The organism is Streptomyces nidicola (assembly GCF_050106155.1).
Lineage (GTDB): Bacteria > Actinomycetota > Actinomycetes > Streptomycetales > Streptomycetaceae > Streptomyces.
Genome location: NZ_JBNBPI010000001.1, coordinates 1963988 through 1984411, shown reverse-complemented (window position 1 = coordinate 1984411; position 20424 = coordinate 1963988). Strand labels below are relative to the sequence as shown.

Sequence of the window (20424 nt, the reverse complement as noted above, 5' to 3'; positions counted from 1 at the left end):
TTCTGTGTTACGCGGCCCGCAGCTCCTCCAGCGTCGTGTCCCGCAGCGTCCCGTCCATCAGCAGCCACCGCGTCACGCCGATCGACTCCAGGAACGGCAGGTCGTGGCTGGCCACGACGAGCGCGCCCTCGTACGACTCAAGCGCCGAGGTCAGCTGGCGCACGGATCCGATGTCCAGGTTGTTCGTCGGCTCGTCCAGCATCAGCAGCTGCGGCGCGGGCTCGGCGAGCATCAGCGCGGCGAGCGCCGCCCGGAAGCGTTCGCCGCCCGACAGGGTCGCCGCCGGCTGGTCGGCCTTGGCCCCCTTGAACAGGAAGCGGGCGAGCCGCGCCCGCACCCGGTTGTTGGTGGCGTCCGGCGCGAACCGTGCCACGTTCTCGGCGACGCTCAGCTCCTCGTCGAGCACGTCGAGTCGCTGTGGCAGGAACCGCAGGGGCACGTGCGCGAGGGTCTCGCCCGCGACCGGGTCGAGCTCGCCCGCGATGGTGCGCAGCAGCGTCGTCTTGCCCGCGCCGTTGCGCCCGACGAGCGCGATGCGTTCGGGCCCGCGCAGCTCCCACTCGCCGTCCACCCGTGCCCCGTAAGGGAGTTGGAGCTCGCGCAGGGTGAGTACGGAGCGGCCCGGTGGCACGGCGGTGTACGGCAGGTCGACGCGGATCTCGTCGTCGTCGCGCACCGCCTCCACGGCCTCGTCGAGCCGTTCCTTCGCCTCGGCGAGCTTCTCCTCGTGCAGGATGCGGTGCTTGCCCGCGGAGACCTGGGCCGACCGTTTGCGCAGTTTCATCACCGCCCTCGGTTCACGTTTGGTGTCGTACATCTTCTGGCCGTACCGCTTGCGCCGGGCCAGCTTGACGTGGGCCTCGGTCAGTTCGTGCTTCTGCTTCTTCAGATCGGACTCGGCGACCCGCACCATCCGCTCCGCCGCCTCCTGTTCGGCGGCGAGCACCTCCTCGTACGCGGAGAAGTTACCGCCGTACCAGGCGACCTCGCCGTCGCGCAGGTCGGCGATCTGGTCGACGCGGTCGAGGAGTTCACGGTCGTGGCTGACCACGATCATGACTCCGGACCAGGCCTCCACGGCGGCGTAGAGGCGCTGCCTGGCGCGCAGGTCGAGGTTGTTGGTGGGTTCGTCGAGCAGCAGTACGTCCGGTCGGCGCAGGAGCAGCGCGGCGAGCCGCAGCAGCACGGACTCGCCGCCGGAGACCTCGCCGATCGTGCGGTCCAGGTCGATGTGGCCGAGACCGAGCTCGCCGAGCATGGCCTGTGCCCGCTCCTCGACGTCCCAGTCGTCGCCGACCGCGGTGAAGTGCTCCTCCCGTACGTCGCCGGCCTCGATGGCGTGCAGGGCGGCGCGGGCGTTGGCGATGCCGAGCGCCTGATCGACGCGGAGCGCCGTGTCGAGGGTGACGTTCTGCGGCAGGTAGCCGACCTCGCCGGACACCCGCACGGTGCCTTCGGCCGGGGACAGCTCACCGGCGATCAGCTTCAACAGGGTTGATTTCCCCGACCCGTTGAGGCCGATGAGCCCGGTGCGGCCGGGGCCGAAGGAGACCTGGAGGCCGTCGAAGACGCCGGTGCCGTCGGGCCAGGCGAAGTCGAGGGCGGTGCAGGCGACGGAGGCGGGAGCGGAGCCCGAGTAGTTCTGGGGATGTGACATGAGGTGGCCTCGCGGTTGCTCGGTGCGAACGGGTGGGATGCAACGCGTTCGAGACACCGCGGGGGCGAGGGCCACAAAAAAGGGCCTGTTCCGGCGGGGAGGACGGCTCGGGGTACCGAGGTCGCACACGCACGACGACATGACGCGACTGCGTCACTTGCGCGGTGTCTCAGGACCTCAGTCGAGCAACGTCCTTCTCCAATCGACGGCAACAGAACCGACGACCACGATAGGAGCCCCTCCAGGGGCCGTCAAAGGAATTAATTTCAGCAGGCGTCCCGCAGCAGCTCCTCCAGGTCGGCGTCCACGTCCACGTGCGACGCCTCCTCGCCGACCGGCACCAGCTCCGTCGTCTCCGCCAGGAAGTGGCGCAGCTCGCCGGTGCGGATGTGCACGATCGCCGTCCCCTCCGTCGCGTGGAACTCCAGGACCGTGCGGTCGTACCCGTACGGCTTCACCCGCACGTCGCCCGCGCCCGCCGGAGAGCTCACCCCGGTGGCGAGCAGCTCACGGGCGAAGGTCCAGCTCACGGCGACGCCTTCGAGGGTGGCCGGGGCCGGGAAGGACATGCGCACGGCGAACGGATCGCGCACGTCGTAACGCAGAGTCGCCGGAATGTGCGCCATGCGCGGCGCGGCGGCGACGAGACGGGCCTCGACGGCTTGCTCGATGACGGACAACGCCTGCTCCCTTGTGACGGCTGGACGGTGGGACCACTGCACGGCCTCATATGAATAGACGGCGGAATGAGGGAATCCGTGCGCCTGAAGCCGGTCGAAATTCGAGTGACCTCTGTCACCGGATTCAACCGTGGTGCTGGTGTGACCGTCGGCACTCTCTGGGGCGGGGGAGTGCTCGTCGAGCCGGGTGGCATGCGCCCGCACCCTTGTGGCCGTCATTGAAGTGTGCATGATCTACGACTATGGCCACCGCCAAGGAGAGCGCAGCGATCGGGCTGCGGGAGCTGCGCAAGTCGTTCGGCGAGGTGCGGGCCGTCGACGGGATCGAACTCGACGTCGCCGAGGGCGAGTTCTTCTCGCTGCTCGGGCCCTCCGGGTCCGGCAAGACGACCGTGCTGCGGCTCGTGGCCGGTTTCGAGACCCCCTCCGGCGGGGCGATCCACCTCGCGGGTGAGGACGTGACCCGGCGCGCCCCCTTCGAGCGCGACGTCACCACCGTCTTCCAGGACTACGCCCTGTTCCCGCACATGAACGTCGAGCAGAACGTCGCCTACGGCCTGAAGGTGCGCGGCGTCCCGCGCCGGGAGCAGGCCGAGCGGGTCCGCGCCGCCCTCGCGTCCGTGCGGCTCGAGGACTTCGGCGGGCGCAGGCCGGGGCAGCTCTCCGGCGGCCAGCGCCAACGCGTCGCCCTGGCAAGGGCGTTGGTGGTGCGTCCCCGCGTCCTGCTGCTCGACGAACCCCTCGGCGCCCTGGACCTCAAGCTGCGCGAGCAGATGCAGGTCGAGCTGAAGGAGCTCCAGCGCGAGGTCGGCATCACCTTCGTCCTCGTCACCCACGACCAGGCCGAGGCCCTCGCCCTCAGCGACCGCGTCGCCGTCATGAACGCGGGACGCGTCGAACAGGTCGGCACGCCAAGGGAGTTGTACGAGGCCCCGGCCTCCGCCTTCGTCGCGTCCTTCGTCGGCACCTCCAACACGCTCACCGGATCCGCCGCCGAACTGCTCGTGGGGAAACCCGGGACGTTCGGCGTCAGACCCGAGAAGATCCGGGTCCTCGACCCCGGGGCGGAGCACGATCGCGACGACCACAGCGAGGTGCGCGGCACCGTGGCCGACGCCGTGTACCTGGGGGACAGCACCCGCGTCGTCGTCGACACCGACGCGGGCGTGCGCTTCGTCGTCGTACGCCAGAACATCGGAGCCGGAGCCGGAGCCGGAACCGGAACCGGAGCCGGAGCCGGAGCCGAAGTCGACGCGGACGACACGGCGGACGCCCCCGCACCGCCCGGCGCCCGCGTCCTGCTGCGCTGGCACCGACGGCACAACATCCCTCTGCACCAGCCAAGTTGAGTCACCCCGACGACCTGGGAGTGTTCACGTGCGCGCAACCCGGACCCTGATGGCCGCCACCGCGCTCGGCGGGCTGCTGCTCGCCACCGCCTGCGGCTCCTCCGACGACGGCGGCGGTGGCGCCAAGAGCGCGCCCGGCGGCCAGGGCTTCACCCCGCCGAAGATGTCCGCCCCCAAGTCCCTCGGCAAGACCGAGGGCAAGGTCAACCTGATCGCCTGGGCCGGCTACGCCGAGGACGGCTCCAACGACCCCAAGGTCGACTGGGTGCACCCCTTCGAGAAGCAGACCGGCTGTCAGGTCTCCACGAAGGTCGCCGGAACCTCCGACGAGATGGTCAACCTGATGAAGACGGGCCAGTACGACGCCGTCTCCGCCTCCGGCGACGCCTCGCTGCGCCTGATCGCGTCCGGCGACGCGGCCCCGGTCAACACCAAACTCGTGCCCAACTACCGGGACGTTTTCCCGGGGTTGAAGATGCAGCCCTGGAACTCGGTCAAGAAGGTCGCGTACGGCATCCCGCACGGCCGTGGCGCCAACCTCCTCATGTACCGCACGGACAAGGTGAAGCCCGCGCCGGACTCGTGGAAGGCCGTCTTCGACGACGCCGGGGAGCACAAGGGGCGCGTCACCGCGTACGACTCGCCGATCTACATCGCCGACGCCGCCCTGTACCTGATGAAGACGGAGCCGGACCTCGGCATCAAGGACCCGTACGCCCTCGACCAGAAGCAGTTCGACGCGGCGGTGGCCCTGCTGAAGAAGCAGAACGCCAACGTCGGCGAGTACTGGAGCGACTACCTCAAGGAGGTCTCCGCGTTCAAGAGCGGCGACTCCGTCGTCGGCACCAGCTGGCAGGTCATCCTGAACACCGCGCAAGGCGAGAAGGCCCCCGTGAAGGCGGTCCTCCCCAAGGAGGGCTCCACCGGCTGGTCCGACACCTGGATGGTGTCCGCGAAGGCCGAGCACCCCAACTGCGCCTACAAATGGCTCGACTGGATCGTCTCACCGAAGGTGAACGCCCAGGTCGCCGAGTACTTCGGCGAGGCCCCCGCCAATGCGAAGGCCTGCGAGGAGACCAGCGACCCGAAGCACTGCGCGACGTATCACGCCGATGACGCCGCGTACTGGAAGAAGGTCCACTTCTGGACCACGCCCATCCCGCAGTGCCTCGACGGCCGCACCGACACCAAGTGCGTGCCGTACGCGAAGTGGGTGCAGGCGTGGACGGAGATCAAGGGGTGACGTGCCACTGACCTCGAAGCGGGCCGCCGGGGCGCTGCACCGCAGCCCCCGGCTCCGCCTGTCCCTGCTGCTGGCCGCGCCGCTCACCTGGCTGGTCGTGGCCTACCTCGGCTCGCTCGCGGTCCTGTTCCTCTCCGCCCTGTGGACCACGGACCCGTTCACGTCGGACATCGTACGGACGTGGACGTTGGACAACTTCAAGGCGCTGTTCACGACGGCCGTGTACCGCCAAGTGGCCCTGCGCAGCGTGGGAGTGGCGCTCGGCGTGACGGCGCTGTGCATCGTGATCGCGTTCCCCATCGCCTTCTACACGGTGCGCGTCGCGAAGCCGCGGTGGCGACCGCTGCTGGTGGTCGCGATCCTCACGCCCCTGTGGGCGAGCTATCTGGTCAAGGCGTACGCGTGGCGCGTCATGCTGGCCCAAGGAGGCCTGCTGGACTGGCTGTTGAAGCCGTTCGGCCTGGGCGCCCCCGGCTACGGACTCGTCGCGACGGTCCTCGTCCTGACCTACCTCTGGCTGCCGTACATGATCCTGCCGATCCACGCAGGGCTCGAACGCGTCCCCGACAGCATGCTCGACGCCTCCGCCGACCTCGGCGCCCGCGCCTGGCGCACCTTCCGCACGGTGCTGTTCCCGCTCGTCCTGCCGTCGGTGGCGGCGGGCTCCGTCTTCACGTTCTCGCTCAGCCTCGGCGACTACATCGCGGTCCAGATCGTGGGCGGGAAGACGCAGTTGATCGGCAATCTCGTCTACGCGAACATCACGCTCGACCTGCCGCTGGCGGCGGCGCTCGGCACCGTGCCGGTCGTGGTCATCGTCCTGTACCTGCTGGTGGTGCGCCGCACGGGCGCGCTCAGCAGCCTCTGAAGGGGGCCCGGCATGCATCTCTCCCGCCCCGCACGCATCGCGCTCCGCGCCGGGGCCGTCCTCGGCTTCGCCGTGATCTACGTACCGCTGCTCCTGGTCGTCATCAACTCGCTCAACCCCGACCGGAGTTCGGGCTGGCCCCCGCCCGGCCTCACCTTCGACTGGTGGCGCGCCGCCTGGCACAGCGCGGGCGCGCGGGACGCGCTGTGGACGTCGCTGAAGGCGGGCATCGGCGCGACCGCGATCGCCCTCGTCCTCGGCACGCTGGTCGCCTTCGCGGTGGCCCGCTACCGTTTCTTCGGCCGCGAGGCGATCTCCTTCGCGGTGGTCCTGCCGATCGCGCTGCCCGGCATCGTCACCGGCGTCGCCCTCAACACGGCCTTCCGCACGGTCCTCGAACCGATCGGCATCGGCCTCGGCCTGTTCACGGTGATCGTCGGCCACGCCACGTTCTGCGTCGTTGTCGTCTTCAACAACGTGGCGGCCCGGCTGCGCCGCCTGGCCGGTTCGTACGAGGAGGCGGCGATGGACCTCGGCGCGAACACCTTCCGTACGTTCCGCGACATCACGTTCCCGCTGATGCGCTCGGCGCTCGCGGCGGGCGGGCTGCTCGCGTTCGCGCTGTCCTTCGACGAGATCGTGGTGACGACGTTCACGGCGGGCGCGGGCGTCCAGACCCTCCCCATCTGGATCTTCTCCAACATGTCCAGACCCCAGCAGGCCCCCGTGGTCAACGTGGTGGCCGTCGTCCTCGTGCTGCTGTCCGTGATCCCCGTGTACGTGGCGCAGCGGCTGTCGTCGGACACGGCGGCGGGGAGCCGGGTGTGACCGGGGCTTGTGGCGTGAGGCTTGTAAGGCGACCCTTACTTAACGTCGTATAAGGTGCGGGGATCAACCACCCCCGGACCCAGGAGTCGGCTTGTCGCACGTCCCGCATGTCACGGACACCTACGAGGAGTTGCGCTCCCCGGAGCAGTTGCGCGAGATCCTCGGCGAGCCGTGGCCCATCGTGATCGAGAAGGTGCACGCGGAACTCACCGAGAAGGACCGGGGGCTGCTGGCCCGCTCGCCGTTCTGCCTGGTCGCCACGTCCGACGCGGACGGCAACTGCGACACGTCGCCGCGCGGCGACGGCCCCGGCTTCGTGCACGTCGTCGACGACCGCACGATCGCCCTGCCGGACCGGCCGGGCAATCGCAGGGGCGACAGCTTCCACAACATCCTGCAGAACCCGCACGCGGGCCTGCTGTTCCTGATACCCGGCGCCAAGGACGTCCTGCGCGTCAACGGCCGCGCCCGCATCCTCACCGACGCCCCCTTCTTCCCGGACATGGCGCTCAAGGGCGTCCCGCCGACCCTCGCCCTCCTCCTCCACATCGACGAGATCTACCTCCACTGCCCCCAGTCGTTGAACCGCGCGGGGCTTTGGCGCCCGGAGACGTGGGAGGGCGGGGGACAGTAGGCTGGCCGCGTGGGACGGCAAGCTCCGGACACGGGCGAGGGAGGTACGTCATGACCGCGGAGATGGTCGCACCGGACTGGATGCACACGCCGATCAGTGCGGAGCAGTACGACTCCTGGACCGAGGAGCAGTGTGCCGGTATCGAGGTAGTGGACGGGATGGTTGTCGTGAGCCCCAGCGCGTCCAAGCGTCACAACCGGCTGGCCCGCATCCTGGCCAACGCCCTGGACGCTGCCGCGGGTGGGGACTGGAACGCCGACACCGACTTCGACGTGCGCCTCCAGGACGTCCCCCTCACCAACCGGCGACCCGACGTCACCGTGTACCGGGCCGACACCATCGATGTCACCCCCACCCGCCCCGAACACGTACTCCTCGTCGTCGAAGTCGTCTCGCCCGGCTCGGAGACCACCGACAGGATCGTCAAGGTCGACCAGTACGCCAAGGCCGGGATCCCGTTCTACTGGCGCATCGAACAGGCCGTCACCGGCCTCCCGATCGTCTACACCTACGTGCTGGATCCCGCGAGCAAGGCCTACCGGGACGGCGACGTGTTCACCGGCACGGTCAAGGCCACCGCACCCTTCGAGCTGACGGTCGACCTCGGAGCCATCTGAACCCCGCCTAGACTTGCCCCGTACGAATACCGGGAGTGCGGCGCGGGACGGGAGAAGGTCAGTGGTGGCAGAGGCCGGGCGGTTCGAGGATCCGTCGGCTGACGTGCTCGCCGAGGCGGCCGAGGCGTTCGCGCTGCTCGCGTCGCCGGTGCGGCTGCACATGGTGTGGGCCCTCGCGCAGGGCGAGAGCGACGTGAGCGGGCTCGCCGAGCGGGTGGGCGGCGCGCTGCCCGCCGTCAGCCAGCACCTGACCAAGCTGAAGCTCGCGGGCCTCGTACGGTCCCGGCGCGAGGGCCGGCGGCAGGTGTACTACGTCGACGACCCCGAGGTCGTGAGCGTGGTCCACCTCATGATCGGCCAGCTCGCCGAGCGCGCCGAGCAGGCGAAGGCGCCGGTGCGCCGCCTGCGTGGCGCGGGGGCCTGAAGGCCGGCCCGTGGCCGTTCCCGAACCGGCCGAGCGGACCGACGCCCTCGGATCGCTCCCGCAGCCGCGTACCGCCCCCGAAGGACCGACCGCGCTCCAGACGCTGCGCGCCCTGGACACAGGACCGCGCGGGCTGACCACGGCCGAGGCCGAACAACGCCTGGCCCGGCACGGCGGCAACACCCTGCCCACCGCCCGCCGGCCCTCCTGGCCGCTGCGGATGTGGCGCAGCCTGCGCGACCCCTTCACCACCGTGCTGTTCTGCCTCGGACTCGTCTCCGCGCTCGTCGCCTCCTGGGGGACGGCCTGCGTCATCCTCGCCCTGGTGATCGTCAGCAGCGTGCTGCGCGCGCACGGCGAGTACCGGGCCGACCGGGCCGGTGCCGGACTGCGCGAACTGGTCGCGGGCACCGCGAGCGTGCAGCGCAGGGAGGGCCCCGGCGACGAGCCACGGGTGCGCGAGATACCGGTCGACGACCTCGTGCCCGGCGACGTGGTGCGCCTCGCGCCCGGCGCTCTCGTGCCCGCCGACGTACGCCTGTTGAAGGCGCGCGGCCTCACCGTGCACCAGGCCGCCCTGACCGGCGAGTCCGCGCCCGTGCCGAAGGAGCCGGCCGATCTGCCGGACGGGGACGGCGAGGGGCACCTGGTGTTCCAGGGCAGCAGCGTCGCCTCCGGCAGCGGTACCGCGGTCGTCGTCGCGACCGGCGCCGACACCCGGTTCGCCGCCGTGCACGGCGCGCGCCGCGACCGTCCCGCGAGCGCCTTCGACCGCAGCGTGCACGGCATCTCCTGGGTGCTGATCCGCTTCATGCTGCTGACCCCGCCGCTGGTCCTGATGGCGAACGCGGCGGTACGCGGCCGGGGACTCGAGACCCTCCCGTTCGCGGTGGCCGTCGCGGTCGGCCTCACCCCCGAGATGCTGCCGGTCATCGTCACCATCTGCCTGGCCCGCGGTGCCGCCCTCCTCGCCCGCTCGCACGGCGTCATCGTGCGCCGCCTCCCCGCCCTGCACGACCTCGGCGCCGTCGACGTGCTGTGCGTCGACAAGACCGGCACCCTCACCCGCGACCAGCCGGCCGTCGACCCCGAGCGCACCGACCCCGACGCCCTGCACTGGGCGGGCGCCTCCGCCTGGTGGACCCTGCAGACAGCCGAACTCACCGACCCCGACCCGCTCGACGAGGCGCTGCTCGCGGCCACCGGGCCCGAGGACTGGGACGCGTACGACGGGGTCGACGCGCTGCCCTTCGACCCGGTACGCCGACTGGCCACGGCCGTCGTCAAGGAACCCGGCACCCTGGGCGTGCACGTCCTCGCCGTGAAGGGCGCCGTGGCGGAGGTCCTGGAGCGCTGCGCCGTCGAGGAGGACGAGCGGGCCGCGCTGCGGAAGCGGGCCGGGGAGCTCGCGGCCGACGGCGTGCGCCTGCTGGCCGTGGCCACCGCACACCGCACCGCCCGCCCCCGCGGCTACACCCCGGCCGACGAACGCGGCCTGACCTTCCAGGGCTTCGTCGCCTTCCACGACGCCCCGGCCGACACCGCGCACGACGCCGTCCGCGCCCTCGGCGAGCGCGGCGTCACCGTCAAGGTGCTCACCGGCGACCACCCGGCCACCGCCACCCGCGTCTGCCGCGACGTCGGCATCGAGCCCGGCGAGGTCGTCGTCGGGGCCGACATCGAGCACCTCGACGACGAGCGGCTCGGGGAGCTGGCCGCCCGCACCACCGTGTTCGCTCGCTGCACGCCCGACCACAAGGCCCGCGTCATCGCCGCCCTGCGCGGCCGCGGCCACACCGCCGGATTCCTCGGCGACGGCGTCAACGACCTGCCCGCCCTGCGCGCCGCCGACGTCGGCGTCTGCCCCGCCGGAGGCGTCGACGTGGCCCGCGAGAGCGCGCACGTGGTGCTCGCCGACAAGGACCTCACCGCGCTCGAACACGCCGTGGTGGCGGGCCGGCACTCCAGCGCCAACATCGCCTCGTACCTGCGGATCACGCTCTCCTCCAACCTGGGCAACGTGATCGCGATGCTCGCGGCGGGCCTGCTGCTGCCGTTCCTGCCGATGCTTCCGCCGCAGGTCCTCGTCCAGAACCTGTGCTTCGACGCGGCCCAGCTCGCGCTCGCCTTCGACCGGCCCAGGACGGCCGCGCTGCGCCGCCCCACCGTGCTGCGGCCCCGGCCCTTCCTGCGCTTCATCACCGGATTCGGGGCGCTTGGCGCGCTCGCCGACCTCGCGACCTTCGGCGCCCTCGCGCTGTGCCTGCCCGGCTCCCTCGGGCCGGGCGACCAACAGGGCTTCCACGCGGGCTGGTTCACCGAGAACCTGCTGACCCAGGCCCTCGTGATGCTGTTGCTGCGCACGGGCCGCCGCACCGCCGAGGGCCGCACGCCGGGCCCCGTGCGCTGGGCGGCGACGGGCCTCGCGGCCGTCGGCATCCTGCTGCCGCTGACCCCGCTCGGCCCCTGGCTCGGCGTCTCGGGCCTGCCGCCGCTCTACTATCCGCTGCTCGCGGCGATCCTCGTGGCGTACGCGCTCGCGCTGGTCCTGCTGCGGCGGCGCGGCAGTTGGGCGGCCCTCCCGTAAGGCACCCGGGCGGCCGGCCCGGTCACCCGTAGGACACGGCCCGGCCCGTCACCCGTACGACAGGTGCGAGCAGATGTCCTGGTCCGCCGAGCGCGCGGTGTCGGCCACGCCGGACGGCACCGTCGTCGGGGTCGGCGTCGGCGAGGCCGCGCTGCCCGGCCGGTAGTCCGCGCCGAGGACCACGCCGATGCCGGGCGCCGTGCCCGCGGTCAGTTCGGCGTCGGGGAAGAGCCGGGCGACGGCGGAGGCGTGGGCCTTCTCGCCGGGGCCGTAGGTGATGGTCGTGGTGGACCGGGTCCGGTCGGCGGCGTTGCCCGTCGCCGGGACGGTGAAGCCGCGGTCGGTGAGCGCCGCGGCGGCGTCGGCGGCGAGGCCGGGGGTGGCGGTGCCGTTGTAGACGCTGACGGAGACGCCCTGGCCGGAGATCTCCCCGGGGGCGCCCTTGCCGGAGACCTCGTCGGTGGCGCTCGCGCTGGGGGAGGCGCCCGCCTTGGCGCCGCCCTTCTTCCCGCTCGCGTCCTTGCCGTCGAGCGTGCGGTCCTCCTTGAGCGCCGCCCACAGCGCGTCGGCGTCCGGGTGCACGACGGCGACGCGATCACCCTCGTACTTCCAGGGGATGGTGACGAACTTGGTGTTGTGCAGGTCGACGTTCTTCAGGGACATCGCGAACGCGAGGAGCTTGTCCGCGGACCCGAGGCCCGGGTCGACGGTCATCGACTTCGTGGCGGCGTCGGCGAGCGGCAGCAGCCTGGTCGGGGTGAAGCCGTCGGACTTGATCTTCTTGATGAGGCTGGAGACGAAGGACTGCTGGCGCTGGATGCGGCCGATGTCGGAGCCGTCGCCGATGCCGTGCCGGATGCGGACGTAGTCGAGCGCCCGCTGCCCGGAGACGGTCTGCTCGCCCTTCTTGAAGAGGCGCTTGCCCTGCGTGGGCCGGTTCGGGTTGAGGTCGTTCTGGTAGACCTCGTTGGGCAGGCACACCTTCACCCCGCCGACCACGTCGGTGAGCTGCGAGAAGCCCTTGAAGTCGACGACGACGGTGTGGTCCACGCGCAGCCCCGTGAGCTGTTCGACGGTGTTCTGGGTGCAGGCCGGGTTGCCCTCGGCGGTCTGGCCCGTCGTATAGGCGGCGTTGAACATCACGTCGGTGCGGGTGCCGCTCCACGTACCGTCGGGCAGCTTGCACGGCGGGATCGTGACCAGGGTGTCGCGGGGGATGGAGACGCCGACGGCGTGCCGGTGGTCGGCGTAGACGTGCAGCAGGAACGCGGTGTCCGAGCGGCCGATGTCGTGGCTGTCGCCGCCGCCGAGATCGCTGTTCCCGCCGGTGCGCGCGTCGGTGCCGATCACCAGGACGTTCTCGCCCTTGGACGTGTCGGCGGGCCGGTTCCTCGACAGGCCGTCCGAGCCGAACGTGTCGATGTTGCCGTTGAGCTTCAGGTACAGCCACCCGGCGCCGCCGGTGATCAGGACGAGCATCGCAAGGCCCGTCACGAGTGTGATCCGCAGTCGGCTGCGCTTACGCCGTCGCCCCATACCCATGCCCTTGCTGTCGGTCCACCCATTGGTTGTACAGTTGCGCAATGTAGCAAGCGCGGCTGTGGGGGTGGCTCGCCCACCCCGGTCGCGGTCCGACCACGACAAGAGGTGAACGCCATGTTCCGAAACGCACTGGAGCCCTGGCACCTGTTGGTCCTGGGCGTCGTGATCATCGTGCTCTTCGGGTCCAAGAAGCTGCCGGACACCGCACGCTCCCTGGGCAAGTCTTTGCGCATCCTCAAGAGCGAGACGAAGGCCATGAAGGAGAGCGACGAGACCGCGGCACCACTTTAAGCTGGCGACTTTAAGCATTGCGCAAGTGTTGGAAATGATGTGGAGGTAGCAGCTGTGGGAGTTTCCCTGGCCAAGGGCGGCAATGTCTCGCTCAGCAAGGAGGCGCCGGGCCTGACCGCGGTGACGGTCGGCCTGGGCTGGGACGTGCGCACGACGACGGGCACCGATTACGACCTCGACGCGAGCGCCCTGCTGTGCGACGCGTCCGGGAAGGTGCTCTCGGACCGGCACTTCGTCTTCTACAACAACCTCACCAGCCCGGACGGCTCGGTCGAGCACACCGGGGACAACCTCACCGGTGAGGGCGAGGGCGACGACGAGAGCATCAAGGTGAATCTCGCCGGGGTGCCCGCCGAGATCGACAAGGTCGTCTTTCCCGTGTCGATCCACGACGCCGAGTCGCGCGGCCAGAGCTTCGGCCAGGTCCGCAACGCGTTCATCCGCGTCGTGAACCAGGCGGGCGGCGCCGAGATCGCCCGTTACGACCTCTCCGAGGACGCCTCCACCGAGACCGCGATGGTCTTCGGCGAGCTGTACCGGCACGGGGCGGAGTGGAAGTTCCGCGCCGTGGGCCAGGGATACGCCTCGGGCCTCGCCGGCATCGCGCAGGACTTCGGCGTCAACGTCTGAGACAGGCGCCGCCTGTGGCGCCGCCCGCCCGCCCCGTGAGCCGGGCGGGCGGCGCCCGTACGCAACCATCCGACCGCCCGACCAGAAAGCACCGCATGTCCGTGAACCTGGCCAAGGGCCAGCAGATCAGCCTCAGCAAGGACTCCGGCGACGCCCTGACCGTCGTACGGATGGGACTCGGCTGGCAGGCCGCGCCCCGCAAGGGCTTCCTCGCCAAGCTGACCGGCACCCGCGAGATCGACCTCGACGCCTCGGCCGTGCTCTTCGCCGGGCAGAGCTACGTCGACGTCGTCTTCTTCCGCCACCTCGTCAGCGAGGACGGCTCGGTGCGGCACAGCGGCGACAACCTCGTGGGCGGCACCGGGCAGGCCGACGACGAGTCCATCACCGTCGAACTCCCGCGCGTGCCGCGCGAGGTGGACCAGATCGTCTTCACCGTGAACTCGTTCACCGGGCAGACCTTCGCCGAGGTGGGCAGCGCGCACTGCCGCCTCGTCGACGAGACCACCGGGCAGGAGCTCGCCCGCTACACCCTCGCGGGCGGCGGCGGCCACACCGCGCAGATCATGGCCAAGGTCCAGCGCGAGGGCGCCGGCTGGAAGCTGAGAGCGATCGGGGAGCCGGCGGCGGGCCGGACCTTCCAGGACCTGATGCCCGCGATCACCCGCCACCTGTGAGTCTGACGGCGGTCCCGGCCCGTACGGAGGTGAGGGCGGCCAAGGGCCGGGACGCGTTCCACGACAACGCCAAGTACCTGGCGATCGTGCTCGTCGCGATGGGGCACGCGTGGGAGCCGCTGCGCGACGACAGCCGGGCCGCGGCCGCGCTCTACACCACGGTCTACGCCTTCCACATGCCGGCGTTCATCGTGATCTCCGGGTACTTCTCGCGCTCCTTCGACGCGAGCCCCAAGCGGCTCAGGCGGCTGATCACGGGCGTGGCCGTGCCCTACGTCGTCTTCGAGGTCGCCTACACCTTCTTCAAGCGGACGGCGGGCGACGACCCGGGCTATCCGATCAGCCTGCTCGACCCCTGGTACCTGACCTGGTTCCTGATCGCGCTGTTCGTGTGGCGGCTGACCACGCCGCTGTGGAAGGTGATCCTGTGGCCGCTGCCGGTGGCGCTCTCCATCGCCGCGCTCGCCTCCGTCTCGCCCAGCATCGGCGACGACCTGGACCTGCAACGCGTCCTTCAGTTCCTGCCGTTCTTCGTGCTCGGCCTGTGCCTGAAGCCTGAGCACTTCCAGCTGGTGCGCCGCAAGGAGGCGCGGATCATCGCGGTGCCGGTCTTCGCGGCCGCGCTGCTGTTCGCGTACTGGGCGGTGCCGCGGATGAACGCGGCCTGGTTCTACCGCCGCGACAGCGCCCAGGAGTTGGGCGCTCCCGGCTGGACCGGTGTGGCCATGACGCTGGCCATGTTCGGCTGCTCGGCGATCCTCGTCGCGTGCTTCTTCGCGTGGGTGCCGGGGCGCAGGCTCTGGTTCACGGCGCTCGGCGCGGGCACCCTCTACGGCTATCTGCTGCACGGCTTCCTCGCCAAGGGCTCCCGCTTCTGGGACTGGTACGAGGTCGACTGGGTGCACACGCCGTGGGGCGAGATCGTGGTGACACTCATCGCGGCGACCGTGATCACGGTGCTGTGTACACCACCGGTGCAGCGGACGTTCCGGTTCGTGATGGAGCCGAGGATGGAGTGGGCGTTCAGGCGGGACGCGGCTCGTCAGTGAGCCTGTTCTAGGCTCGAGCCATGGTGACGATCACGGGGGTTCCCGACGGCTGGCCCGCGGACGCGGGCGCGGCGCGCGGCATGCAGGACGCGCTGCGCGACCGCGTCGTACGCGACGAGGTCGGGCCGCCGCCCGCCGCCGGGACGGTCACCGGGATCGACGTCGCCTACGACGACGAGCGGGGCGTCGTCGCCGCGGCCGCCGTCGTCCTCGACGGGGCGACGCTCGCCGTGGTCGAGGAGACGACGGCCGTCGGGGAGGTCGCCTTCCCTTACGTTCCCGGCCTGTTGGCGTTCCGCGAGATCCCGGCGGTGCTCGGCGCGCTGGAGGCGCTGAGCACCGACCCCGGGCTTGTCGTCTGTGACGGCTACGGGCTCGCCCACCCGCGCCGCTTCGGCCTCGCGAGCCACCTCGGGGTGCTCACCGGGCTGCCCACCATGGGCGTCGCGAAGAACCCGTTCGTCTTCTCCCACGGGGAGTTGGGCGAGGAGCGGGGGAGCGCGGCGGCGCTGCTCGACGGCGACGAGGAGGTGGGCCGCGCGCTGCGCACCCAGGACGGCGTGAAACCGGTGTACGTGTCCGTGGGCCACCGGGTCTCGCTCGACAACGCGTGCGCGCACGCGTTGTCGCTCACGCCGAAGTACCGCGTCCCGGAGACGACCCGCCGGGCGGACCGCCTGTGCCGGGACGCGCTCGCCGCGCTCAGCGTTCGGCCGCGACCCGGAACGTGATCCCGGCCTTCGTCAGCCGCTCGATGAGGGCGTCGCCCATCGCCTCCGCGGTGGTCACCTGCCCCGCGGTGTCCGGGAGTTCGTCGCGTACGAGGCAGATCGCGGACTCGGCGAGCATCTTCGCGGTCTCCGCGTAGCCGGGGTCGCCGCCGGACACCTCCGTGTAGACGCGGCGCCCGCCGCCCTCGCCCACGAACCGCACCGAGAACCAGCTCTTGGCCCGGCGCGCCTCATCGGGACCGTCGCCCGGCTTCAGTCGCCCGCTCAACCACCGCCGTACAGGCGGCACTTGGGACGCGGTGAACAGGGCGCCCATGCCCACGACGCCGCCCACCGCGAACGGCAGCGTCTTCACGGCCGCGTAGTGCCGGTAGCGGAAATCGGGGCCGTAGCGTGCGAGGGCCCGCGCCGAGCGCTGCACCACCTGCGGGTCGATCGTCGGCAGCGGCAGGGCCCAGGCGCCGATCTCCTTGGCGTAGTGCGGGGTGCCGGTCGGCGCGTACGCCGTGCGGTCGATCGGGCGGGGCTCGTTGCGGCGCCGCTCCGCTTGCGCGGCGAGCATCTGCCGGGCCCGCGAGAACTGGTTCAGGGCGGACGCGAACGTGCCGCCGGAGAGTGTGGCGTTCGACCGTACGAAGCCATCGACGCGCAGCGGGACGCCCTCCGGCAGCTGCTTGACGGTGTAGTACGCGCCCAGGTCGTGCGGGATGGAGTCGAACCCGCAGGCGTGCACGATGCGGGCGCCGGTGTCGCGCGCGAGGGCGTCGTGCCGCACGTACATGAGGTCCACGAACTCCGGCTCGCCCGTGAGGTCCACGTAGTCGGTGCCCGCGCTCGCGCACGCGGCGACGAGCCCCTCGCCGTACTCCAGGTACGGGCCGACGGTCGTCGCCACCACCCGTGTGTTGACGGCCAGTTCGCGCACCGACGCCCGCTCGGCGACGTCCACGCGCACCAGCGGGAGCACCGCGCACTCCGGGTTGATCTCGGTCAGCCGCTCGCGCAGCCGCTCCAGCTTCGTGGTGTCACGCCCGGCGATCGCCCACCGCAGTCCCTCGGGTGCCTTGGCCGCGAGGTACTCGGCGGTGAGCACCCCCACGAACCCCGTCGCCCCGAACAGCACCACGTCGTACGTCCTGCTTGACTCGTTCATGCCACCCATCACCTGCGTCGCGTGCCGTTGTCGGTGGCCGAGGCTAGCGTGGACGGTGCAGCGAGGTCGGTGGGGGCCCCATGTCGCCGGGGCGACGGAGCCGGGTCAGGCGCGCCGGGCGGCCGCGCCGGCGAGCTGCTTCAGGTCGACGGTCTCGTCGGACGAGGGCTCCTGCGGGCGCACCGCCTTGTCGTAGTCGCTGAAGGTGGCGCTGTTCGGGTTCGCGCCGCCGGTCGACGTGGTGCGCAGGATGTACGGCTTGCCCTCGGCGGCGACGTAGAGCGTCAGAGTCTCGCCCCCGGAGGTCTTCTTCGTGAGCCGGACCGCCTTCGTGCCGTCGACGCTCGTCGTCCCGCTCTTCTTCATCCCCTGGCGCTCGGACTTGTCCTCGTCCATCGACGCGACAAGACCCTGCTTGTCGCACAGGCCCTGGGTCATCGCGTCGTCGGCCGGGGTCTTCACCCACTTGTCCTTGAGCTTCGGCACCATCTTCGCGGCCCCGGGCTGCTCCTTCAGCGTCGTCTGCCAGTACTTCTCGTCGCCCCGTAAGTAGAGCGTGCCGTCGAGGTGGCGCACGTCGGCCGTCGTCCCGGACATCTTGACGGTGCCTTCGCAGTTCTTGCGCTGGTCCACGGTGAGGTCGACGGTGAGCTGCCCGCCGGCCTTCTGCTGCGTGGTGCCCTTGATGTGCATCGATTCGGCCTGCCGTGTGGCCTTCACCGCGTCGGCCGCTATCCGGTCCGCGCTCTTGCCGGCGAAGGGTTCGTCCGACGACTCCTTGTCCCCTCCGCAGCCCAGGAGCCCCAGGGCCGTGATTCCGGTGACCAGTGTCAGTGCCATCATTCGCCTGCTGTGCACTGTTTTGTCTCCCTCCACAGATCGGACAACTTCCGTCAGAAGTCACCGAATACCCCCTTCATTCGGGTGGTCACCGGAAGGGGCGTCGCCACTTGTGGCATCCGGGGCGGAACGGCCGGTACCGGGTGCCCGCGCGTGGCGGAAATTGGCTAAGCGCTTGCTTGCTGGGGGCTTGTGCTGAGCGGGACGGGTTCATAGCATCAATGGTGTTACATCAGTTGTGTCACAAGCTGGGGGCGTGGCGGGATGGCAGTGGCAGGAACGGAAAGCGGCGCCCGGCGGGGCGGTCCGCTGGCCGGGGTGCGCGTGGTGGAGCTGGCCGGGATCGGCCCCGGGCCCTTCGCAGCGATGCTCCTCGCCGACCTCGGGGCGGATGTCGTACGCGTCGACCGGCCCGGCGGGCAGGCGCTCGGGGTCCCTCCGGAGTACGACGTCACGAACCGCAACAAACGCTCCGTGGTCGTCGACCTGAAGGCCGGGGACGGTGCCGAGCGCGTGCTGCAACTCGCCGCGCGCGCCGACGTGTTGATCGAGGGGTACCGGCCGGGAGTCGCCGAGCGGCTCGGTGTCGGGCCCGACGACTGCCGCCGGAGGAACCCGAAGCTGGTCTACGGGCGGATGACCGGCTGGGGTCAGGAGGGTCCGCTCGCCCAGCGCGCGGGCCACGACATCGGCTACATCGCGCTGACCGGCGCCCTCGGCCTCACCGGCGACCCCGACCGGCCTCCCGTGGCCCCCGCGAACCTGCTCGGCGACTACGCGGGCGGCTCGCTCTACCTGGTCGTCGGCGTCCTCGCCGCCCTGCACCACGCGCGCGACACCGGCACCGGCCAGGTCGTCGACGCCGCGATCGTCGACGGCGCCGCGCACCTCAGCACGATGATCCACGGCATGCTCGCGGCCGGCGGCTGGCAGGACCGGCGCGCCGCCAACCTCCTCGACGGCGGCGCCCCGTTCTACGGCACGTACGAGACCGCCGACGGCAAGTACATGGCGGTCGGCGCCCTCGAGCAGCAGTTCTACGCCGAGTTCGCCGAGCTGCTCGGCCTCGGCGAGGTCGCCGCGGCCCGGGGCGACCTGGGACGCTGGGACGAGCTGCGCACGGCCGTCGCCGCCCGCTTCAAGGAACGTACGCGGGACGAATGGGCGGCCGTCTTCGAGGGCTCGGACGCCTGCGTGGCCCCCGTGCTCTCCCTCGGCGAGGCCCCGCACCACCCGCACCTCGCCGCCCGCGGCACCTTCGTCGACCACGGCGGCCTCACCCAGCCGGCGCCCGCGCCCCGCTTCTCCGACACCCCCACCAGCGTCCACTCGGGCCCCGCCCAGCCCGGCGCCGACACCACCGACGTCGCCCGCGACTGGGACGTACCCGCCCTGAACGAGCCCAACGAGCCCAACGGGTCCACTACGAAAGGCAGTTGATCGCGAGCATGGAACGACGCCTGTTCAGCGCCGAGCACGAGGCGTTCCGCGAGACCGTGCGCACCTTCCTCGCCAAGGAGGTGACGCCGCACTACGAGCAGTGGGAGAAGGACGGCATCGTCTCGCGCGAGGCCTGGCTCGCCGCCGGGCGCCAGGGCCTGCTCGGGCTCGCCGTGCCCGAGGAGTTCGGGGGCGGCGGCAACGCCGACTTCCGCTACCCCGCCGTGCTCGCCGAGGAGTTCACGCGCGCGGGCGCCTCCGGTCTCGCCGTCGGCCTGCACAACGACATCATCGGCCCGTACCTGACCTCGCTCGCCACCGAGGAGCAGAAGCGGCGCTGGCTGCCCGGCTTCTGCGAGGGCTCGCTCATCAGCGCCATCGCCATGACCGAGCCCGGCGCCGGATCCGACCTCCAGGGCATCAGGACCGCCGCCGAGGACAAGGGTGACCACTGGCTGCTGAACGGGTCGAAGACCTTCATCTCCAACGGGATACTCGCCGACCTGGTGATCGTCGTCGCCAAGACGACCCCCGAGGGCGGCGCGCACGGCCTGTCGCTGCTCGTCGTCGAGCGCGGCATGGAGGGCTTCGAGCGCGGCCGCAACCTCGACAAGATCGGCCAGAAGGCCCAGGACACCGCCGAACTCTTCTTCAACGACGTCCGCGTCCCGAAGGAGAACCTGCTCGGCGAGCTCAACGGCGCGTTCATCCACCTGATGACGAACCTCGCGCAGGAGCGCATGGGCATCGCCGTCGCCGCGATCGCCGCCGCCGAGCACCTCCTGGAGATCACCACCCAGTACGTGAAGGAGCGCGAGGCGTTCGGGCGCCCGCTCGCCACGAAGCAGCACATCCGCTTCGAGATCGCGGAGATGGCCACCGAGTGCGCCGTCACCCGAACGTTCCTGGACCGCTGCATCGAGGACCACTCGGACGGGCGGCTCGACGCCGTGCACGCCTCCATGGCGAAGTGGTGGGCGACCGAACTGCAGAAGCGGGTCGCCGACCGCTGCCTCCAACTGCACGGCGGATACGGCTACATGACCGAGTACCCCGTCGCGAAGGCGTTCACCGACGGGCGCATCCAGACCATCTACGGCGGCACGACCGAGATCATGAAGGAGATCATCGGGCGTTCACTGCTGTCCTGATCCCGCAACCGCACTCTGCTCCGATCCATCGCT

Annotated in this window: 19 protein-coding genes and 1 pseudogene; 15 read left to right on the top strand and 5 right to left on the bottom strand. The window is 71.0% G+C overall.

All coding sequences use genetic code 11. The annotated features are described in order from the left end of the window. Positions 1–7: 7 nt before the first annotated feature. Together ACOKM3_RS09275 and ssgD are read right to left on the bottom strand one after the other, a co-directional pair. Entirely contained in the window at positions 8–1657 is a 1650-nt protein-coding gene (locus ACOKM3_RS09275) for an ABC-F family ATP-binding cassette domain-containing protein (protein ID WP_426898775.1), read from the bottom strand. 266 nt (positions 1658–1923) lie between these two features. Then, a complete protein-coding gene (gene ssgD / locus ACOKM3_RS09270; protein ID WP_426906745.1) occupies positions 1924–2283 on the bottom strand; it encodes a spore wall synthesis regulator SsgD in 360 nt (119 codons plus the stop codon). A gap of 296 nt (positions 2284–2579) precedes the next feature. On the opposite strand from ssgD, the gene ACOKM3_RS09265 reads away from it, so the two are divergent. The 8 genes from ACOKM3_RS09265 to mgtA all read left to right on the top strand — a co-directional run bounded on the left by ACOKM3_RS09265 (position 2580) and on the right by mgtA (position 10887). Next, positions 2580–3686 carry an ABC transporter ATP-binding protein gene (locus ACOKM3_RS09265; RefSeq protein ID WP_426898773.1) on the top strand — a complete coding sequence of 369 codons (1107 nt, stop codon included), beginning with the start codon at positions 2580–2582 and terminating at the stop codon, positions 3684–3686. A gap of 28 nt (positions 3687–3714) precedes the next feature. Further along, positions 3715–4929 (top strand): ABC transporter substrate-binding protein, encoded by a 1215-nt coding sequence (locus tag ACOKM3_RS09260; protein WP_426898771.1) that lies wholly within the window; start codon positions 3715–3717, stop codon positions 4927–4929. Between the two features lies 1 nt (position 4930). Further along, positions 4931–5797 carry an ABC transporter permease gene (locus ACOKM3_RS09255; protein ID WP_426898769.1) on the top strand — a complete coding sequence of 289 codons (867 nt, stop codon included), beginning with the start codon at positions 4931–4933 and terminating at the stop codon, positions 5795–5797. Between the two features lie 12 nt (positions 5798–5809). Next, positions 5810–6625: an ABC transporter permease gene (locus tag ACOKM3_RS09250; protein ID WP_426898767.1), complete on the top strand. Its 816-nt coding sequence runs from the start codon at positions 5810–5812 to the stop codon at positions 6623–6625. A 91-nt stretch (positions 6626–6716) separates the two neighbouring features. Beyond that, a complete protein-coding gene (locus ACOKM3_RS09245; protein WP_426898765.1) occupies positions 6717–7259 on the top strand; it encodes an MSMEG_1061 family FMN-dependent PPOX-type flavoprotein in 543 nt (180 codons plus the stop codon). Positions 7260–7309: 50 nt separating this feature from the next. Beyond that, positions 7310–7876 carry a Uma2 family endonuclease gene (locus ACOKM3_RS09240; protein ID WP_426898763.1) on the top strand — a complete coding sequence of 189 codons (567 nt, stop codon included), beginning with the start codon at positions 7310–7312 and terminating at the stop codon, positions 7874–7876. Positions 7877–7940: 64 nt separating this feature from the next. Beyond that, the gene (locus ACOKM3_RS09235; RefSeq protein ID WP_403991729.1) at positions 7941–8300 is read left to right on the top strand and encodes an ArsR/SmtB family transcription factor; all 360 of its coding nucleotides are present in this window, start codon (positions 7941–7943) and stop codon (positions 8298–8300) included. Between the two features lie 10 nt (positions 8301–8310). After that, the gene (gene mgtA, locus ACOKM3_RS09230; RefSeq protein WP_426898761.1) at positions 8311–10887 is read left to right on the top strand and encodes a magnesium-translocating P-type ATPase; all 2577 of its coding nucleotides are present in this window, start codon (positions 8311–8313) and stop codon (positions 10885–10887) included. A 48-nt stretch (positions 10888–10935) separates the two neighbouring features. On the opposite strand, the gene ACOKM3_RS09225 is transcribed toward mgtA, so the two are convergent. Continuing rightward, complete coding sequence (locus ACOKM3_RS09225) at positions 10936–12429, bottom strand: LCP family protein (protein ID WP_426898759.1); 1494 nt, start codon at positions 12427–12429, stop codon at positions 10936–10938. Positions 12430–12543: 114 nt separating this feature from the next. Here ACOKM3_RS09225 and tatA point away from each other — a divergent pair. The 5 genes and pseudogenes from tatA to ACOKM3_RS09200 all read left to right on the top strand — a co-directional run. Further along, positions 12544–12705, top strand: a pseudogene (gene tatA, locus ACOKM3_RS09220) (Sec-independent protein translocase subunit TatA); the annotation flags it as partial. A 69-nt stretch (positions 12706–12774) separates the two neighbouring features. Beyond that, positions 12775–13350 (top strand): TerD family protein, encoded by a 576-nt coding sequence (locus tag ACOKM3_RS09215; RefSeq protein ID WP_426898757.1) that lies wholly within the window; start codon positions 12775–12777, stop codon positions 13348–13350. A gap of 95 nt (positions 13351–13445) precedes the next feature. Further along, on the top strand, positions 13446–14027 hold the full coding sequence (locus ACOKM3_RS09210; protein WP_327657226.1) for a TerD family protein: 582 nt from the start codon (positions 13446–13448) through the stop codon (positions 14025–14027). Next, entirely contained in the window at positions 14024–15076 is a 1053-nt protein-coding gene (locus ACOKM3_RS09205; RefSeq protein WP_426898755.1) for an acyltransferase family protein, read from the top strand. The genes ACOKM3_RS09210 and ACOKM3_RS09205 overlap by 4 nt, the downstream gene beginning before the upstream one ends. Positions 15077–15096: 20 nt before the next feature. Next, complete coding sequence (locus tag ACOKM3_RS09200) at positions 15097–15807, top strand: endonuclease V (RefSeq protein WP_426898753.1); 711 nt, start codon at positions 15097–15099, stop codon at positions 15805–15807. Here the strand turns inward: ACOKM3_RS09200 and ACOKM3_RS09195 are convergent. Together ACOKM3_RS09195 and ACOKM3_RS09190 are read right to left on the bottom strand one after the other, a co-directional pair. Next, positions 15779–16969, bottom strand: coding sequence for a saccharopine dehydrogenase family protein (locus ACOKM3_RS09195; RefSeq protein WP_426898751.1), 1191 nt, complete (start codon positions 16967–16969; stop codon positions 15779–15781). The two genes, ACOKM3_RS09200 and ACOKM3_RS09195, sit on opposite strands and share 29 nt — an antisense overlap. Positions 16970–17065: 96 nt before the next feature. Next, positions 17066–17818 (bottom strand): hypothetical protein, encoded by a 753-nt coding sequence (locus tag ACOKM3_RS09190; protein ID WP_426898749.1) that lies wholly within the window; start codon positions 17816–17818, stop codon positions 17066–17068. Positions 17819–18064: 246 nt separating this feature from the next. Here ACOKM3_RS09190 and ACOKM3_RS09185 point away from each other — a divergent pair, with 246 nt between their 5' ends. Together ACOKM3_RS09185 and ACOKM3_RS09180 are read left to right on the top strand one after the other, a co-directional pair. After that, positions 18065–19240 carry a CaiB/BaiF CoA transferase family protein gene (locus ACOKM3_RS09185; RefSeq protein WP_426898747.1) on the top strand — a complete coding sequence of 392 codons (1176 nt, stop codon included), beginning with the start codon at positions 18065–18067 and terminating at the stop codon, positions 19238–19240. An 8-nt stretch (positions 19241–19248) separates the two neighbouring features. After that, complete coding sequence (locus ACOKM3_RS09180; protein WP_426898745.1) at positions 19249–20391, top strand: acyl-CoA dehydrogenase family protein; 1143 nt, start codon at positions 19249–19251, stop codon at positions 20389–20391. Positions 20392–20424 lie beyond the last annotated feature (33 nt).

Excerpts from the sequence above, each read along its gene's own strand:
- ACOKM3_RS09275 (WP_426898775.1), bottom strand. The coding sequence starts at position 1,657 with ATGTCACATCCCCAGAACTACTCGGGCTCCGCTCCCGCCTCCGTCGCC.
- ssgD (WP_426906745.1), bottom strand. The coding sequence starts at position 2,283 with ATGGCGCACATTCCGGCGACTCTGCGTTACGACGTGCGCGATCCGTTC.
- ACOKM3_RS09265 (WP_426898773.1), top strand. The coding sequence starts at position 2,580 with ATGGCCACCGCCAAGGAGAGCGCAGCGATCGGGCTGCGGGAGCTGCGC.
- ACOKM3_RS09250 (WP_426898767.1), top strand. The coding sequence starts at position 5,810 with ATGCATCTCTCCCGCCCCGCACGCATCGCGCTCCGCGCCGGGGCCGTC.
- ACOKM3_RS09240 (WP_426898763.1), top strand. The coding sequence starts at position 7,310 with ATGACCGCGGAGATGGTCGCACCGGACTGGATGCACACGCCGATCAGT.
- ACOKM3_RS09225 (WP_426898759.1), bottom strand. The coding sequence starts at position 12,429 with ATGGGTATGGGGCGACGGCGTAAGCGCAGCCGACTGCGGATCACACTC.
- ACOKM3_RS09210 (WP_327657226.1), top strand. The coding sequence starts at position 13,446 with ATGTCCGTGAACCTGGCCAAGGGCCAGCAGATCAGCCTCAGCAAGGAC.
- ACOKM3_RS09200 (WP_426898753.1), top strand. The coding sequence starts at position 15,097 with ATGGTGACGATCACGGGGGTTCCCGACGGCTGGCCCGCGGACGCGGGC.
- ACOKM3_RS09195 (WP_426898751.1), bottom strand. The coding sequence starts at position 16,969 with ATGGGTGGCATGAACGAGTCAAGCAGGACGTACGACGTGGTGCTGTTC.
- ACOKM3_RS09185 (WP_426898747.1), top strand. The coding sequence starts at position 18,065 with ATGGCAGTGGCAGGAACGGAAAGCGGCGCCCGGCGGGGCGGTCCGCTG.
- ACOKM3_RS09180 (WP_426898745.1), top strand. The coding sequence starts at position 19,249 with ATGGAACGACGCCTGTTCAGCGCCGAGCACGAGGCGTTCCGCGAGACC.